16 protein-coding genes are annotated in these 17,001 nt (G+C 37.3%); 11 read left to right on the top strand and 5 right to left on the bottom strand.

Annotated elements, in window-relative coordinates:
- Position 1 precedes the first annotated feature (1 nt).
- The 4 genes from ACTJJF_RS11530 to ACTJJF_RS11515 all read left to right on the top strand — a co-directional run bounded on the left by ACTJJF_RS11530 (position 2) and on the right by ACTJJF_RS11515 (position 7,150).
- A complete protein-coding gene (locus ACTJJF_RS11530; RefSeq protein ID WP_440699747.1) occupies positions 2-1,363 on the top strand; it encodes an ATP-binding protein in 1,362 nt (453 codons plus the stop codon).
- 295 nt (positions 1,364-1,658) lie between these two features.
- Positions 1,659-2,933, top strand: a complete 1,275-nt coding sequence (locus tag ACTJJF_RS11525; protein ID WP_440699746.1) for a TolC family protein — start codon at positions 1,659-1,661, stop codon at positions 2,931-2,933.
- Positions 2,934-2,936: 3 nt separating this feature from the next.
- Positions 2,937-4,052 (top strand): efflux RND transporter periplasmic adaptor subunit, encoded by a 1,116-nt coding sequence (locus ACTJJF_RS11520; RefSeq protein ID WP_440699745.1) that lies wholly within the window; start codon positions 2,937-2,939, stop codon positions 4,050-4,052.
- On the top strand, positions 4,052-7,150 hold the full coding sequence (locus ACTJJF_RS11515; RefSeq protein ID WP_440699744.1) for an efflux RND transporter permease subunit: 3,099 nt from the start codon (positions 4,052-4,054) through the stop codon (positions 7,148-7,150). Before ACTJJF_RS11520 ends, ACTJJF_RS11515 begins: the two co-directional genes overlap by 1 nt.
- On the opposite strand, the gene ACTJJF_RS11510 is transcribed toward ACTJJF_RS11515, so the two are convergent.
- Both ACTJJF_RS11510 and ACTJJF_RS11505 read right to left on the bottom strand, forming a co-directional pair.
- Positions 7,120-7,311 (bottom strand): hypothetical protein, encoded by a 192-nt coding sequence (locus ACTJJF_RS11510; protein ID WP_440699743.1) that lies wholly within the window; start codon positions 7,309-7,311, stop codon positions 7,120-7,122. The two genes, ACTJJF_RS11515 and ACTJJF_RS11510, sit on opposite strands and share 31 nt — an antisense overlap.
- A 127-nt stretch (positions 7,312-7,438) precedes the next feature.
- The gene (locus ACTJJF_RS11505; RefSeq protein WP_312300136.1) at positions 7,439-7,681 is read right to left on the bottom strand and encodes a hypothetical protein; all 243 of its coding nucleotides are present in this window, start codon (positions 7,679-7,681) and stop codon (positions 7,439-7,441) included.
- A 257-nt stretch (positions 7,682-7,938) separates the two neighbouring features.
- On the opposite strand from ACTJJF_RS11505, the gene ACTJJF_RS11500 reads away from it, so the two are divergent.
- Positions 7,939-8,106: a bacteriocin-like protein gene (locus ACTJJF_RS11500; RefSeq protein ID WP_440699742.1), complete on the top strand. Its 168-nt coding sequence runs from the start codon at positions 7,939-7,941 to the stop codon at positions 8,104-8,106.
- Positions 8,107-8,142: 36 nt separating this feature from the next.
- Here the strand turns inward: ACTJJF_RS11500 and ACTJJF_RS11495 are convergent, their stop codons facing one another.
- The 3 genes from ACTJJF_RS11495 to ACTJJF_RS11485 all read right to left on the bottom strand — a co-directional run bounded on the left by ACTJJF_RS11495 (position 8,143) and on the right by ACTJJF_RS11485 (position 10,490).
- Positions 8,143-8,613 (bottom strand): YciI family protein, encoded by a 471-nt coding sequence (locus ACTJJF_RS11495; protein WP_440699741.1) that lies wholly within the window; start codon positions 8,611-8,613, stop codon positions 8,143-8,145.
- A 126-nt stretch (positions 8,614-8,739) separates the two neighbouring features.
- On the bottom strand, positions 8,740-9,918 hold the full coding sequence (gene pncB, locus ACTJJF_RS11490; protein WP_312300130.1) for a nicotinate phosphoribosyltransferase: 1,179 nt from the start codon (positions 9,916-9,918) through the stop codon (positions 8,740-8,742).
- Positions 9,919-10,013: 95 nt separating this feature from the next.
- Positions 10,014-10,490: a Dps family protein gene (locus ACTJJF_RS11485; protein ID WP_440699740.1), complete on the bottom strand. Its 477-nt coding sequence runs from the start codon at positions 10,488-10,490 to the stop codon at positions 10,014-10,016.
- A gap of 141 nt (positions 10,491-10,631) precedes the next feature.
- Between ACTJJF_RS11485 and ACTJJF_RS11480 the strand changes: the two genes are divergently transcribed.
- From ACTJJF_RS11480 to ACTJJF_RS11455, 6 genes are all read left to right on the top strand, one after another.
- Positions 10,632-12,209, top strand: coding sequence for a hypothetical protein (locus tag ACTJJF_RS11480; protein ID WP_440699739.1), 1,578 nt, complete (start codon positions 10,632-10,634; stop codon positions 12,207-12,209).
- Positions 12,210-12,575: 366 nt separating this feature from the next.
- Positions 12,576-12,989, top strand: coding sequence for a 30S ribosomal protein S12 (rpsL, locus tag ACTJJF_RS11475; protein WP_002983146.1), 414 nt, complete (start codon positions 12,576-12,578; stop codon positions 12,987-12,989).
- 23 nt (positions 12,990-13,012) lie between these two features.
- Positions 13,013-13,489: a 30S ribosomal protein S7 gene (rpsG, locus tag ACTJJF_RS11470; protein WP_027371737.1), complete on the top strand. Its 477-nt coding sequence runs from the start codon at positions 13,013-13,015 to the stop codon at positions 13,487-13,489.
- A 6-nt stretch (positions 13,490-13,495) separates the two neighbouring features.
- Positions 13,496-15,613, top strand: a complete 2,118-nt coding sequence (gene fusA, locus ACTJJF_RS11465; RefSeq protein WP_312300123.1) for an elongation factor G — start codon at positions 13,496-13,498, stop codon at positions 15,611-15,613.
- Between the two features lie 16 nt (positions 15,614-15,629).
- Positions 15,630-15,935 carry a 30S ribosomal protein S10 gene (gene rpsJ, locus ACTJJF_RS11460; RefSeq protein WP_002661363.1) on the top strand — a complete coding sequence of 102 codons (306 nt, stop codon included), beginning with the start codon at positions 15,630-15,632 and terminating at the stop codon, positions 15,933-15,935.
- A gap of 135 nt (positions 15,936-16,070) precedes the next feature.
- A complete protein-coding gene (locus tag ACTJJF_RS11455) occupies positions 16,071-16,904 on the top strand; it encodes a GLPGLI family protein (RefSeq protein ID WP_440699738.1) in 834 nt (277 codons plus the stop codon).
- The last annotated feature ends 97 nt before the right edge of the window (positions 16,905-17,001 follow it).

Here is a 17,001-nt window from a genome sequence, read left to right as displayed (position 1 = left end):
AATGACTCTCAGAAACAGGTTTACCCTTATTTCGAGCCTATCATTCGGCATTGTTTCTATCATCACATCGGCGGTGATATTTTTTGCCTATTATGACAGTACCAAGATTTTCTACTTTGAAAAACTGAGAAATACGGCCCTTATCTCTGCTATTTATTACCTTGAAAAAGATGAGCTCCCGAAAGACAGACACGCACAGATCAAAAAAGAATATAATCATCTTATTCAAAATAACAGGGTTGCCGTTTATAACCGGAACAATGAGGTGACCTTCGGACATAACCTGAAGGATAAGAATATAAAACCTGCTCACTTACAGGCTGTAAGAAATAATAAAGGCATACAGTTTATGTCTGACAACCAGTTTTATTATGGGATTTTCTATCCTGACAATCAGGGTGATTTTGTCGTTTTTGTAAAATCTCCGAATGATTCTTTTCAGTCACAGATCCTGAGACTTGCCATTATTATGCTTTCTGTACTGGTGATGGGACTGCTGGCGATTTATTTTCTGAGTAGGTACCTTTCAAAAGTTGTATACAAGCCTGTCTCCAATGTGGTGGAAAGAATTAATAAAGCGGAATACAATAATATTTCTACTGCGATTACTTCAACCAATACCAATGATGAAATTGATGAGCTGATCAAATCTTACAATAAGCTGCTGGGAAGGATTTCTGAAAATGTCCTCTTACAGCAGAATTTCATCAATTATGTTTCCCACGAATTTAAAACACCATTGGCTGCTATTTCCGGAAACCTCGAAGTTTTTGCCCAAAAAGACCGAACTCCTGAAGAGTACCGGAAGGTGGCAAAAGAATCCCTGGATAACGTCTATGAGATTGAAAATATCCTTAATAATCTTCTACTGATGTCGGGAATGACCAAGCTTGAAACCTCCCATAAGCAGGTAAGAATAGACGAGCTGATCTGGAAAATTTATGAAAAACTGGAATCCAGGGCAAAAGAAAAGAACTCATCTATTAAAATACAGCTTCAGGTTACAAAATCTTCTTTACTGGAGATTCCCGGAAATGAAACGTTGTTATATCTTGCATTGTACAATATTGTAGAAAATGCGATCAAATATTCTTTTGATAAACCTGTTGTGATTACATTATCAGAAAAGGGCAATCAGTTATATATTGAGGTCAGGGATGAAGGAAGAGGAGTTCCGGCTGATGATCTTATGAAGATATCTGAGACTTTTTACAGGGGAAAAAATGTAGATACTGTGAAAGGCAGTGGAATTGGCTTATCCCTTTCAAAAAGTATTTTTGATCATCATCATATTGTGATGAAAATAGATTCGGTTGTGAATGTTGGGACCAGTGTTCTTCTTGAATTTCCTGCCCATTCCTGATTTTTCTCTCTCAGATTTTGTTGATTGAGCAGATTCATGATCTTAGATTAATTTAAAATCTTATTAAAAGCATATTCATAATAATGAAGTCCGTTATCTGCAAGAGAGTAAAAATATTTAATATAAGCGGGTTTTAACCCGCTTACAAGTACAATCAAAATCCTTAGGCTTTAGCCAAAACATAGCAATTAAAAAGTTCTAATCAAACTCTAATGTTGAACTAACCGAATTTTAATTTTCTTTACAATTCCCTCTAATATTAGACAAATAGTTTTGTGGTCTTAAATAAGAGACCTTGAAAAAGATTTTTTTTACACTATTTTATATTCATTGCTTTAGCTTCTTATCTGCACAGATTTCCGATACACTGAAAATCAGCAGGCAGGAGGCTGAAGCAGTTTTTCTTACCAGGAATCTGGATATGATTGCCCAGAAGCTTGAAATTTCTCAGGCAGAGGCCCGTGCTGTTCAGGCAAAATACTGGCCCAATCCCAAATTGAGTATCAGTGAGGTCAACCTGTGGAGAACCTATGATATTGAAGAACAGCCTGCACTTATCGGGAACTGGGGGAAGAATACCCAGATTTCAGCAGAGATAGAACAGGTGATTCAGACTGCCGGTAAAAGAAGAAAGAATATTGAACTGCAAAAAATAGAAGTGGAAGGAGAGAAATATGAATTGCAGGAAGTACTCAGAGAACTTAAAAAAACTTTACGAAATACAATGACTGAGATCCTGTATAATCAGGAACAGCAGAAAATCTATCAGGGACAGATTTCTTCCATTGAGAAACTGACAAAATCCTATAACAATCAATTAAACCTCGGGAATATCAGTAAGGCAGAATATGTTCGTTTAAAAGCCCAGGAAATTGAATTTAAGAAAAAGCTGGTTTCATTAAAACAGGAAATTGAAGAACAGCAGGTAGAGCTGAAGGCCTTGCTGATGATTCCTTCTCAATCTTATCTTATTATTTCGGACTCATTTGTAATGCCTGAAAAACAGCTGTCAGAGGTAGAATTGACACAATGGATGGAAAAAGCAAAAGAAAACCGTCCGGATATCCTGATTTTAAAAAATAAAGAAAAGCACGCCGCTAAAAATCTTGAGATCCAGAATGCAATGAAGATTCCTGACGTAGCTGTTTCCATAGGATACGACCGTGGCGGAAATATTATGAAGGATTTCATCGGTCTTGGAGTATCATTCGATCTTCCCATTTTCGACCGTAATAAAGGAAATATCCAGGAAGCTAAGCTTGAGATCGAAAAAACTAAAATTGAAACCCGGAAAAATATGCTGAAATCTGAAAATGAAATTGTTTCGGTTTTCAGAAACTATATCAGAACACAAGAGGTTTCCACAGAAATAGATGAAAATTACGAATCTACATTAGACGGACTTCTGGTCAGCCACGAGAAAAATTTCAGGTTAAGAAATATCAGCATGCTTGAGTATATGGATTTCCTCGATACCTATATTGGCAATAAGATGATTATTCTGGATACCAAAAAAGAACTTAATCAATACTATGAAAACCTGCAGTATGTTGTAGGGCAAGATTTATAAAATATGAACAAAAATACTACCCGATACATTGCCGCAATTTATCTGTCTGCTCTGGTAGCCCTTACAGCTTGTGCCGGAAAAAAAGAAAATAAAGAAACAGATAAAACGTATTGCATCAGCAAAGAACTTAAGAAAGATCTCAAACTGGTACCGGCAGAGATGCTTCCCATAGAGGAGAGCATTACACTTACCGGCGAAGTGGAAAGTAATTCAGATAAAACCGTACCCTTTGTAAGTCTTGTGGATGGAGTGGTCATAGATACTTATTTCTCTTTAGGAGATTATGTGAAAAAAGGGCAGACGTTGGCCAGTGTAAAAAGTACGGCTGTCAACGAAATGCAGGATGATACCCAGACTTTGCACACCCAGCTGGCGGTAGCTAAAAGAAAGCTGTCTTCTGTAGAAGCAATGTATAAAGATGATATCGCTTCTCAGAAAGACCTTCAGGAAGCAAGGGCGGAAGTGTCCATCTTACAGTCGAATATTTCCAAAACGCAGAAAAATATGCAGTTGTACTCGGCGGGAGGTAATACCATTCAGATCAAAGCACCTGCGGATGGCTATGTTATTTCAAAGAATATTTCCAAAGGAATGCCTGTTACGGCAGGAGGAGATCAGCTTTTTACCATTTCCAATCTGGATAAAGTATGGGTGATGGCCAATGTATATGCTACCAACATGAGACACGTGTATGTAGACCAGCCTGTTGTGGTAAAGACCCTGGCGTATCCGGACGACAGTTTTGCAGGAAAGATCAATACCATTTCACAGGTATTTAATGAGAACGAAAGAGTGCTTAAAGCCAAAATTATTATGGATAATAATGGAATGAAGCTTAGGCCGGGAATGTCAGCAGATGTTGTTTTACCTGTTAATTCCCAGAATAAAAGTGCGCTGGCTATTCCCGCCAAAGCTTTGATCTTTGACAATAATCAGAGCTATGTAGTCGTCTATAAAAAAGACTGTGAGCTGGAAATAAGACCGGTAACGGAAATTGCATCCAACAGCCGGTATATTTATGTTGAAGGAAATCTGAGACAAGGTGAAAATGTAATTGCTTCCAACGGCCTGCTGATCTATGAAAATCTGAAGAATCAATTAAATAACTCCAGAAAGTAATGCGAAAATTTGTACAGAATATAGTTTCCTTCTCTCTGAAAAATTCATTGATCGTTCTTCTGGGAACTTTCCTTTTGCTGGCCGGAGGAATCTATTCCTATATCCATACCCCCATTGAAGCCTTTCCGGATGTTACCAATACCAGGGTAAGGGTCATTACCCAATGGCCGGGGAGAAGTGCTGAAGAAATTGAAAAATTTGTGACCCTTCCGATCTCCAAGGAAATGAATGCCATCCCGAATAAAACATCGGTAAGATCTATTTCCTTATTCGGGTTATCTGTGGTTACGGTAATTTTTGATGATCATGTTGATGATTTTTATGCACAGCAGTATGCTTCCAATAAACTGGGAAATGTGACGCTTCCGAATGGGGCAGAATACAGTATAGAACCACCGTCCGGGGCTACCGGTGAAATCTACCGATACATTATTAAAAGTAAATTACCTATTAAAGAAGTGACGGCTATCCAGGATTGGGTAGTTGAAAGAGAACTTCTGGCAGTTCCCGGAGTAGCAGATGTGGTAAGCTTTGGAGGTGAAGAAAAAACATATGAAATAAAAATTAACCCTACAGAATTACACAATTACGACCTTTCCCCCCTGGATGTGTATGAAGCGGTTTCGAAGAGTAATATCAATGTTGGTGGCGATGTAGTGGCAAAAGGTGATCAGGCTTATGTAGTGCGGGGGATCGGTCTTTTAGAGAAAAAAGAAGATATTGAGAATATTCAGATTGAAGTAAAAGGTTCTACCCCTATTCTGGTAAAACATGTGGCTGAAGTAAAAGTCTCTGCCAAACCAAGATTGGGACAGGTTGGGTATAATAAGGAAAATGACGTGGTAGAAGGAATTGTAATCATGCTTCGCGGTGAAAACCCGAGTGAGGTGATTGCAAGGCTGAAAGACAGGATTGAACAGCTGAATGGAGGAGAATTGCCGGGAGATGTTCAGATTGTTCCCATCATTGACCGTACAGAACTGGTGAACACAACGGTTCATACCGTTTCCAAAAACCTTATTGAAGGAGTCATTCTGGTTTCCATCATTGTATTTATTTTCCTTTACAACTGGAGAACCACTTTCATTGTAGCATCAGTGATTCCTCTGGCTTTCCTTTTTGCAATTATTATGTTGAAAATTCAAGGATTACCTGCTAATTTGATTTCGATGGGAGCACTGGACTTCGGTTTATTGCTGGAAGGAACACTGGTAATTGTAGAACACGTATTTGTCGCTCTCGAACATAAAGCCAAAAAGATTGGGCTGCGGAGATTTAATAAAATATCAAAACTGGGAATCATTAAAAAAAGTGCCGGAAGTGTTGCCAGCTATATTTTCTTTGCCTTATTGATTCTTATCGTTGCTTTGATGCCGATCTTCTCGTTCCAGAAAGTTGAAGGGAAGATGTTTTCTCCGCTGGCGTTCACTTTAGGATATGCGTTATTGGGATCTTTGATTCTGAGCCTTACCTATGTTCCGGCAATGTGTAAGCTTTTACTCACTAAAAATATAGAAGAAAAAGAAAATTTTATTTCAAGATTCTTCAGAGTGAATATTTATAGAATTTATGAGTTCAGTGACCGTCATAAAAAAGGATTTATCATTGGTTTTGTTGCTCTGCTGGCTGTTTGTGGATGGAGATTTTCCAATTACGGATCAGAATTTTTGCCTAAGCTTAATGAAGGAGCGATCTATGTAAGAGCTACGCTTCCGAACAGTGTGAATCTAGATGAATCGGTAAGGCTTACCAAGGAAATGAAGGAGATCTTAATGAAATATGATGAAGTAAAATTTGTAATGACACAGACCGGACGGCCCAATGACGGAACAGATCCCACCGGATTCTTTAATATCGAATTTAATATTCAGCTGAAACCGGAAAGTGAATGGAAGAAAAAAATATCCAAGGACGAACTTCTTGAAGAAATGAGAGCTTCCCTTGAAAAATATCCGGGAATCAATTTCGGATTCAGCCAGCCGATACAGGATAATGTGGAAGAATATGTTGCCGGTGTAAAGGCACCGTTAGTCATTAAGATTTTTGGAAATGATTTGTTTGAGCTTGAAAACTATGCCAATCAGGTTGCCAATTCTATCAGGACGGTACCGGGAATATCAGATGTGAATGTTTTTAAAAATATCGGACTTCCGGAATTGAGAATCCAGCTTCACGACTCTAAAATGGCAAAGTATGGGGTTTCAACAGCGGATGCACAGGCGGTCATCGAAATGACCATCGGTGGTCAGGCTGCCACCAAGTTTTACGAAGAGGAAAGAATGTTTGACGTAATGCTTAGGTTTGAAAAAGATTACAGAGATACTCCGGAAAAGATGGGGAATATTCTCATCCCGACCCAGGATAATAAAAAAGTACCGCTGAAAGAAATTGCAACCATCGATTATCACACAGGACCGTCATTTATTTACCGTGAAGGAAACAGCAGATACATTGGTGTAGGATTTAATATTGAAGGCCGTGACCTGGGAAGTACTATAGCAGAAGCGAAAAAGAAAGTAGATAAAGAAGTAAAACTTCCGAAAAATCATAAAATGACCTGGGCGGGAGAATTTGAAAGTAAAGAAAGAGCTGCAAAACAGCTGGCAATGGTAGTACCGATCTCTTTAGTTTTAATTCTGATGCTGCTGTACTTCAACTTCGGAAATATGAAAGATACTCTGATTTCCTCTATTACATTAGCCTTTGCATTCATCGGAGGATTTCTATCACTTTGGTTTACAGGGACTATTTTCGGAATTTCGGCAGGGATAGGGTTTATTATCCTTTTCGGAGTGGCAACCATTGATGGCATTGTTCTTATAGGAGTAATGAAGGAAAATCTGCAGAACAGAATGTCTCTTAAAGAATCTATTGCCCTGGGAGTTCAAAGCAGGATCCGTCCGGTTGTTATGATAGCACTGATGGGATCTATGGGACTTCTTCCCGCTGCGATGTCAAACGGAATGGGTTCGGAAATTCAGAAACCTTTAGCCATTATGATCGTAGGAGGGCTGATTATTTGTATGCTATTATCCTTTACCGTATTACCGATTATTTTCCATTATGCCTATTGTAAAAAGCATAAGGAAGCAATATAGTTTCTTTTATTTTGTTCATTATGAGGCCGGGATCCGTGAGGAAGGTCCCGGCTTTTCATGATCCGGTAAGTACAGGCGAAATATCCTGCCGGGCTTTTGTTTTCCTTGCACCAGAGAATAATTTCATCCAGTTTTTTTAGAACTTCTTCGATGGTTTTCATGAGTATTTTGTTTCGTTAAAGATAAAAAAAGCAGAGAATGGCTGAAAGTGAAAATACTGTAACCGGATAAAATAAAAGCCGTCTCGCTGGAGATGGCTTTGATATCTGTTTTTCTTACAAAATGGATTTACGGAACCAGTGGCTCCAGATCAATAGGGCCGATAGGCTCAAGAACCAGTGGTTTGCACATTGCTGCCGGTTGACAGGTTCCTCCCATGCATATAAAATTAGTCATAGTGGTGGTGCCGTCAGGACATCTGATCATGCCTTCACCATGGCATCCTCCGGGGCATTCTGCAGGGTAAAGTGTTCCTCCGATTACATCTTTAAGTTCAATTCTTGAAAGTTTTGTAAAATTCAATTTTTTCATGAGATTAATTTTTAATTATGGTGTTGGGTAACTTGCTTACAGTAAGTAAGTTAATTTTAATTGCTTATAGGCTAAAGTAATTAATTTAATTCATTTTAAAAAGAAATATAATTTAAAATTTTAATTTTTTAATAAGGAATATATTGAAATGTAGTAGATTAAAAAATAAATTGTATATTTATTTCCATTCAAAGAGAAATAATAAAGAGAAATCCGAAAATCTTCAAGAGTAGGAAACAAATTAAACTAAATTCATCATGAAAAATTTAAAAAGCTTAAACAGAAAAGAATTAAAAACTGTCTTAGGTGGTGCAGTATTGGCTTGCGAAGCCCCTATAAATGGAGGATGCCAACCAGGATATATTTTCTGCAGTAACCCTTATTGCTGTTATCCGCCAAGAAAGCCGTATATCTGTATTGATTAATAAAAAATCCCTCAACTGAGGGATTTCTTATAATGTTTAAGGATTTTCTTTCGAGATTTCATCATGATGCTTAAGGTACAAAGGCAAAGCTGCTGAACCATACCAGGGGAAAATTTCATAACTGAAAATTCCGGCCTGAACTGCAGGGTCTGTTTTTACCCATTGCTCAGCTTCTTCTTTAGATTTTGTATTAAAGATAAACATGCCACGGTAGTTTTCTTTATTCTTTTCTAAAAACGGCCCGGCTACAACGATCTTTCCTTCATCTGCAAGTTTACCGATATTGGTCATGTGAGCTTTCATGAGTTCTCCCATTTTAGCTTTATCTTCAATCTTAGCAGAGCCTGTTGTCAGCATGACAATCGTATAAGGTTTCATTCCATATTTATCGGCTCCTAATGAAGTTGCCAGTTCCTGGTTATATTTAGATTTTTCTGCTTTCTTTTCCTGTGCTAAGGATAATGTTGATATGAGGAGGCATGCGGTGAATAATGGTTTTGATTTCATCTTGTTTTATTTTGATAAATATAATAAAACATTAAAGATCTATGAACACCCAATTTCAAAAATAATATAATACAAAAAAACCTCGATGGTTACGAGGTTGAATCTAATTATTCTGATGAGTTTATTTTAATCTTTAATTCTTAAAAATTCTTTAGCCAGTTCAATCATTTTAGGATCTCCGGTATATTTTCCATGTTCGTCAGAAAGTTTTACAGTAGGGATCCATTCTTTATTGGGAGCCTGTACACCGATAAGTTTCATAACAATATTCATTGGTTTTAATCCCACATCATTGGTAAGATTGGTTCCTATTCCGAAAGATATGCCTATTTTACCTCTGCAGTAGTTGGTGATCTCTTCTACTTTTTCAAGATTCAGGGCATCGGAGAAGATGATATATTTAAACATCGGATTGATGCCGTTTTTCTGATAATGGGCAATTGTTTTGTCTGCAAATTCCAGTGCATCTCCGCTGTCGTGACGTACACCGTCAAAAAGCTTGGCGAATTTTTTGTCGAACTGCTGGAAAAAAACATCCGTGGTATAGGTGTCTGAAAGTGCTACCCCAAGATCTCCTCTGTACACATCTACCCAATGCTCTAAAGCCAGTTCGTTCGCCATTTTGAATCCATATTCAGCGGCATGAAACATAAACCATTCATGGGCATGTGTTCCGATAGGTTTTACACCGTATTTCATTGCAAAATGGACGTTTGAACTTCCAATGAAAGTAGAATCTTTTTTCTGTGTCAAAGCTTCCATCACCAGGTTTTGTACTTTGTAGGAATGTCTTCTTCTGGTTCCGAACTCTGCAAAGGTTACTCCAAGCCGACCTAGTGAATCAGCCTTTTCGATGGTCTTGCTCATGACAACTTCATTGGAATCTCTTTCCATATGATTCATTTCATAGTGAAGTTCACTGATGAGAGCCAACAACGGAACTTCCCAAAGAATGGTTCTGTACCAAAGCCCTTCAACCACTACAGATAGATCACCTCCTTCCTGATGGATTTTTACTTCAGAGGGATCATAATGATAACCTTCCAGGAAGTCAAGGTAAGGCAGATCGATGTAAGGGCAGGTTTTAGCCATGAATTTTTTCTCATCTTTGGTAAGCTTAAGTTCTGCCATTTTATTGACCGCTTCTCTTAAAGCTGCGTCAAACCCTTCCGGAAAGTGGTGTTTCCCTCTGTTGATAAATTCATACTTTACAATAGAGCTTGGGAACAATTTCACCACTGCATTCTGCATGGTTATTTTATAAAAATCATTATCTAATATTGAGTTCAGTCGTACGTCGTTCATAATATGTGTAATTTTAACGCAAATATAAAAATAAAAAATAAAATCGCCTAAATGTAAGGCGATTTTTTTGAAATATTTTAAAGCAGTTGATAAGCTTACTTTCCAAGGTAAGAATTGTACATCCAGACTTCTTTCTCCTGTTCGGTAATATAATCGCTCATCTGAGAATTGGTACCTTCGTCTCCTGCCTGATCTGTAATATCCAGAAGCTCTCTCTGCAGATCAATCACCACTTTGAATGAACTTAAAATCTGTTCAACACTTTTGGTTCCGTCAGTTACCTCCTTACTTTCTTTAATAGTAGCTACTTTCAGGTAGTCGGAATAGTTATGGGCAGGGGTAGCTCCTAACGTCAGGATTCTTTCTGCGATCTCATCAATCTTTAATACAAGGCTATTGTATAATTCTTCAAACTTCGGGTGAAGGGTAAAAAACTGATCTCCCTTAATGTTCCAGTGAGAACCACGTGTGTTCTGATAGAATATGGAATAGTTGGCTAACAGTACATTTAATTTTTCTGAAATCTTTTTGCAGTCGGCTTCTTTAAGACCGATAATACTAGCGTTTTTCATATGTATATATTTATTTTTTTAGTTTATCTTTTTCTATCTCAAATTTACGAAATATCGTGCCGAACCGCCCGGAATATTAATAGATGATAACTATGGGAAATTTTTTGAAAATGATTTAGATAAATTTGTTTAATATTGCAGATGATTAAGAGCTTTATTACATCGGCAGCCATTTTTTTCGGGATGTGTCTGGCCTACATGCTTCTTATGCTGTCAGAAACAGAAAGCTATTTTACCTATATACTGGATGATGCTTATATTCATCTTGCCATCGCCAAAAATTTTGCACAGCATGGGGTATGGGGAGTAACAGAATATATTTTTTCATCCTCATCTTCATCACCTGCATTTACTCTTATTCTGAGTGGTCTTATTTATATATTCGGGAATAGCGAAATCATTTCTCTGATCTTTAATTTTGTATGTGTACTATTCATTATTTATTTCCTGAATACATATTATGGTCAATATTATCATAAGAATAAAGCAATAGTAGCAGCGACTCTTTTTACTATGCTTTTTACGTCGGTTCATCTTCTGCTTTTCTCAGGAATGGAGCACGTGTTACAGGTAATGATGATTGTGATTAATATCTTTTTGTTTGAAAAATGGCTGAGATCGGAATGGAAAAACTCTTATTATGCCGGATGGTTTTTTGTATCCCTTGCCGTACTGGGGCTCATAAGGTTTGAAAGTATGTTTTATTTTCTTGGGCTAAGTGTAGTGGCAGTATCACTCAAAAAATTAAAACTTACTGTTCAGATTCTGATTTTTGGTTTTGTCCCAATTGTAGTATTTGGTTATTTTACCTATCAGCATACCGGTTATTTGTTCCCTAACTCTGTATTGATAAAAGGTTTGAGATTTGATTTTTCAGGGAATTATTTTGAGCAGATCCTGGATATCTTTTTATTTAAAATCGTATATAATCCTTATTTCTATAATGCCGCTTTATTTCCATTGTTGATTTCAGGATGGATGATTGCGAAAGATGTTAAACAGAAGTTAGGTTTTCAAGAGTTGATTACAAAGAACTTTCTTCTTTTTGCATGGATCCTTACCTTATTTATGCATAGTATTTTTAGCCAGCTTACCAATTTTTACAGGTATGAGGCTTATATTCTCACAGGTTTTGCAATGGCACTGGTTCCGAGATTTAAAAATATTGCTTTGGGGTTGAAACAAAACAAACTATTGACTGGCCTGACGTTTTCTTCATTTGCTGCATTAACTTTAAAGATAGGTATTGTCAGTTTTTTAATCGTGATCGGGAGTAAAAATATCTATGAGCAGCAGATACAGTCAGCGAAGTTTTTAAAAAAATATTATGAAAAATCCAAAGTCGTTGCGAATGATATTGGGGCAATCTGTTACTTTACAAATATCCGTCTGTTTGATTTTGTAGGACTGGGGTCACAGGAAATAGTTCCTTTCAGAATGCGGAAAAATGAAACAGATGATGAAATTGAAGCTTTTTTAAACGGTTATTTGCCTGAAAATGGCTACCAGCTGGCGATTGCTTATGAAGAATGGCTGGACGGGCATGTTCCGGAAAACTGGAAAAAAGTAGCCGAATTGAAGATTAAGGGACGCAGCGCTGTATTAGGGAAAAAACATCTGTTTATTTATGCTATAGATCCCGATATCTATAATTCGTTGAAACAAAATGTGAAAAATTTCAAATGGAATAAAAATGTAATAGTTACAATTATAGATTAAATTGCTGTAAAATAACTTTTATAAAAATATAATTATTCTATCTTACTGAATTCTTAAGAGATAGATAACAATTTGTTAATCAGTCCTTGGTTGCCTTTTTCTAGCTTTGTCTCCGGAATATAATATAAATAAAAAAGCTGTGAAGAAATTTTTCCTTAAAGATAAATAAGGATGCCTTTAAATAAAACTTTGATTTTTTGATCCTGATCTGCGTTGCTTAAAATGATTCAACAACGTAAAAGTAGTGCAGGTTTTCGATTATTTTTGAAATAAATCAAGAAAAATTCTTATAAAATAAAATTTCATAACTGCTTGTCAATTAAAAAAATATTACTATTTTTGCAGCCTAAAATAAAAAGCAATTAAATGCCTACTATTCAACAATTAGTAAGAAAAGGAAGAGCCACGCTTGCCAAGAAGAGCAAATCGGCTGCCCTTGATTCTTGTCCACAAAGACGTGGAGTATGTACGAGAGTATATACTACTACACCTAAGAAACCTAACTCTGCACTTAGAAAAGTAGCAAGGGTAAGACTTTCTAACGGTAAAGAAGTTAACGCCTATATCCCGGGCGAAGGACACAATCTTCAAGAGCACTCGATAGTATTGGTTAGAGGCGGAAGGGTGAAAGACCTACCGGGAGTACGTTACCACATCGTAAGAGGTGCATTAGACACAGCTGGTGTAAATGGAAGAACTCAGAGAAGATCTAAGTACGGAGCTAAGAGACCTAAACCAGGACAAGCTGCTGCAGCTCCTGCAAAAGGAAAGAAAAAATAATCATTAAATAAGGTACAGAAGCAATGAGAAAGACAAAAGCGAAAAAAAGACCGTTGTTACCAGATCCGAAATTTAATGATCAATTGGTAACGAGATTCGTAAACAACTTAATGCTAGACGGTAAGAAGTCTATCGCATTCAAAATTTTCTATGATGCATTAGATATCGTAGAAACTAAAAAAGGAGAAACTGAGAAAACAGCCCTTGAAATCTGGAAAGATGCACTTACAAATGTAATGCCTCACGTAGAAGTACGTTCTAGAAGAGTAGGTGGAGCTAACTTCCAGATCCCTATGCCAATCAGAGCTGACAGAAAAATTTCTATGGCAATGAAATGGTTAATTAGCTACTCTAAAAAGAGAAATGATAAGTCTATGGCTTTGAAATTAGCTAATGAAGTTGTAGCTGCTTCAAGAGAAGAAGGTGCAGCTTTCAAAAAGAAAACTGATACTCACAAAATGGCGGAAGCTAACAAAGCGTTTTCACACTTTAAATTCTAATCTGAAATGGGTAGAGATCTTAAATTTACAAGAAATATTGGTATTGCTGCTCACATTGATGCGGGTAAGACTACCACTACAGAAAGGATTTTATTCTATACAGGGGTAAACCACAAAATTGGAGAGGTTCACGATGGTGCTTCTACAATGGACTGGATGGAGCAGGAAGCAGAAAGGGGTATTACTATTACTTCCGCTGCAACTACTTGTTCTTGGAACTTCCCAACTGATCAAGGAAAACCTGTTGCAGATACTAAACCTTACCACTTCAACATCATCGATACACCGGGACACGTTGACTTCACTGTAGAGGTAAACAGATCTTTAAGAGTATTGGATGGATTGGTATTCTTATTCTCAGCAGTAGATGGAGTAGAGCCTCAGTCTGAAACAAACTGGAGACTTGCTGACAACTACAAAGTGGCTAGAATGGGATTCGTAAACAAAATGGACAGACAAGGTGCTGACTTCCTTAACGTGGTAAACCAGGTTAAAGAAATGTTAGGATCTAACGCAGTTCCAATCGTTTTACCAATCGGTGCTGAAGAAGATTTCAAAGGTGTTGTAGACTTAATTAAAAACAGAGCGATCATCTGGGATGAAGCTGGACAAGGTGCTACTTTCGAGGTAGTTCCAATTCCTGAAGACATGAAAGATGAAGTTCTTGAATATAGAGAGAAATTAGTAGAAGCTGTTTCTGAATATGACGAAACTTTGATGGAGAAATTCTTTGAAGATCCGGATTCAATTACAGAAGAAGAAATCAATGCTGCATTGAGAGCTGCTACTATCGATTTATCTATTATCCCAATGACTTGTGGTTCTTCATTCAAGAATAAAGGAGTACAGTTTATGTTGGATGCAGTATGTAAATACCTTCCTTCTCCATTGGATAAAGATGATATCAAAGGTACTGATCCAAGAACAGACGCTGAAATTACAAGAAAGCCATCTGTAGATGAGCCTTTCGCAGCTCTGGCATTTAAGATTGCTACTGACCCGTTCGTGGGAAGATTGGCATTCTTCAGAGCTTACTCTGGAAGACTGGATGCAGGTTCTTACATCTTGAACACCCGTTCAGGAGATAAAGAAAGAATCTCCAGAATCTATCAGATGCACGCTAACAAGCAAAACCCGGTAGAATATATTGAAGCTGGTGATATTGGTGCAGCGGTAGGATTCAAGTCTATCAAAACTGGTGATACTATGTGTGATGAGAAAAACCCGATCATTCTTGAATCTATGGTTTTCCCTGATCCGGTAATTGGTATCGCTGTTGAGCCAAAAACTAAAGCTGACCAGGATAAAATGGGTAACGCTTTAGCTAAATTGGCTGAAGAAGATCCTACGTTTACTGTAAGAACTGACGAGGCTTCTGGACAAACGATCATCTCTGGTATGGGTGAGCTTCACTTAGATATCATTGTTGACCGTATGAAGAGAGAATTCAAAGTTGAAGTAAACCAAGGACAACCTCAGGTAGAGTACAAAGAAAACCTAACAAAAGTTGCTCAACACAGAGAAGTTTACAAAAAACAATCTGGTGGTAAAGGTAAATTTGCTGACATTGTATTTGAACTAGGACCTGCAGACGAAGGTAAAGTTGGTTTAGAATTCATCAATGAGATCAAAGGTGGTAACGTTCCTAGAGAATTCGTTCCTGCAATTGAAAAAGGATTTAAAGCTGCGATGAAGAACGGTCCATTGGCTGGTTTCGAAGTTGAAGGTATTAAAGTTACTCTTAAAGATGGATCTTTCCACGCAGTGGATTCTGATGCCCTTTCTTTCGAAATGGCTGCTAAGTTAGGATTTAAAGAAGCGGGACGTGCTGCTAAGCCGGTAATTATGGAGCCAATTATGAAACTGGAAGTTGTAACTCCGGAAGAATATATGGGTAACATCATTGGTGACCTTAACAAGAGAAGAGGTACAATCAGTGGTCAGGAAGAAAAGAACGGTGCTGTTGTAATCAAAGGTTCAGTTCCACTTTCTGAAATGTTTGGATACGTAACTACTCTAAGAACACTTTCATCAGGAAGAGCTACTTCTTCTATGGAATTAGAGAAGTACCAGGCTACTCCACAAAACGTTGCTGAAGAAATCATAGCTAAAGCAAAAGGTTAATTTTTAAATTAAAGAAATGTCACAAAGAATCAGAATAAAACTAAAATCTTACGATTACAACTTGGTAGACAAGTCTGCTGAGAAAATCGTAAAAACGGTAAAGGCTACTGGTGCTGTTGTAAACGGTCCTATTCCATTACCAACGAACAAGAGAATCTTCACAGTGTTGAGATCTCCGCACGTAAACAAGAAAGCAAGAGAGCAGTTCCAATTATCAGCTCACAAGAGACTGATGGATATCTACTCTTCTTCTTCTAAAACTGTTGATGCTCTAATGAAATTAGAACTTCCTTCAGGTGTAGACGTTGAAATTAAAGTGTGATAACTGCATACTTTGCAATGATTATACAAATCCGTTCCTTTTCAGGGACGGATTTTTTTGTTTTTATTTTCAAAATGATGGATGCCTGTTTAGATGGATCCAAATATTATTGATATTTTTGGCCAAACCTATACCATGAAAAAACTGATACTTCTATTATTTCCTTTACTGTTGAGTGCACAGACCCATCGCTTTGTATATCTTCTTCAATACAAAAAAGACTCATTAGCTCAGGATTTTACCAAAGCCAATATGATTCTGGACGTCAATCCTGATGATGTCAAGTTTTATCCTTACTCTTATGCTCAGACTGATTCTTTGAATATTGTCCGTGGTCAGAGGAGATCAAGGTGGGATGATGACCTTCCAGCTATTATCAGAAAGAGAGATTCCTTTGAAAATACGTCACTGATTTTGATGAATGATTTTTTTTCTTTAAAGTCAACTGATAAAATGAACTGGAAACTGCTCAGTGATACAAAAGTTGAAGGGCAGTATAATTTGCAGAAAGCAACAACAGATTTTGGAGGAAGACAATGGATCGCCTGGTTTTGTAAAGATATCAGCTTAAGCGAAGGACCTTATAAGTTCCGTGGGCTTCCGGGTCTTATCTTTGAAATAGAAGATACTGATAAGAATTATATTTTTAAACTGGCTAAAAGCATGAAGTTTCCCAAGACCTATGCAACACCGTTCCTGGATAGTTTTGGCGGAAAGAAGCCTCTTGCTGTGAATGAAAAGACTATTGCCAAAAAACAGCTGGAGCTCTACAATGACCCTCTGCATGATGTTGCAGAAGCATTTAAATCAAATACCAATCCTGACAACACCTATTATGTTTTGGGCGTGCAGATAAAAAGCCTGGATCAGTTAAAAGGAATGTCCGATGAAAGAAGAAAAATGATGCTCAGAGAAAACAATCCTATCGAAATTGATAAAGCCGTAAAGTATCCTTTGAATCTAAGATAGAATCCAAACAGCGTACAGATAGTATCCCTCTTTTTTCCGAAGAGGGATTTTTTGTGATTAAATGTGGGAAATGTGAGATATATCAGACCTTATAATT

The sequence above is a fragment of the Chryseobacterium sp. 22458 genome, assembly GCF_052044975.1.
Lineage (GTDB): Bacteria > Bacteroidota > Bacteroidia > Flavobacteriales > Weeksellaceae > Chryseobacterium.
This window is presented reverse-complemented; position numbering and strand designations above follow the sequence as displayed.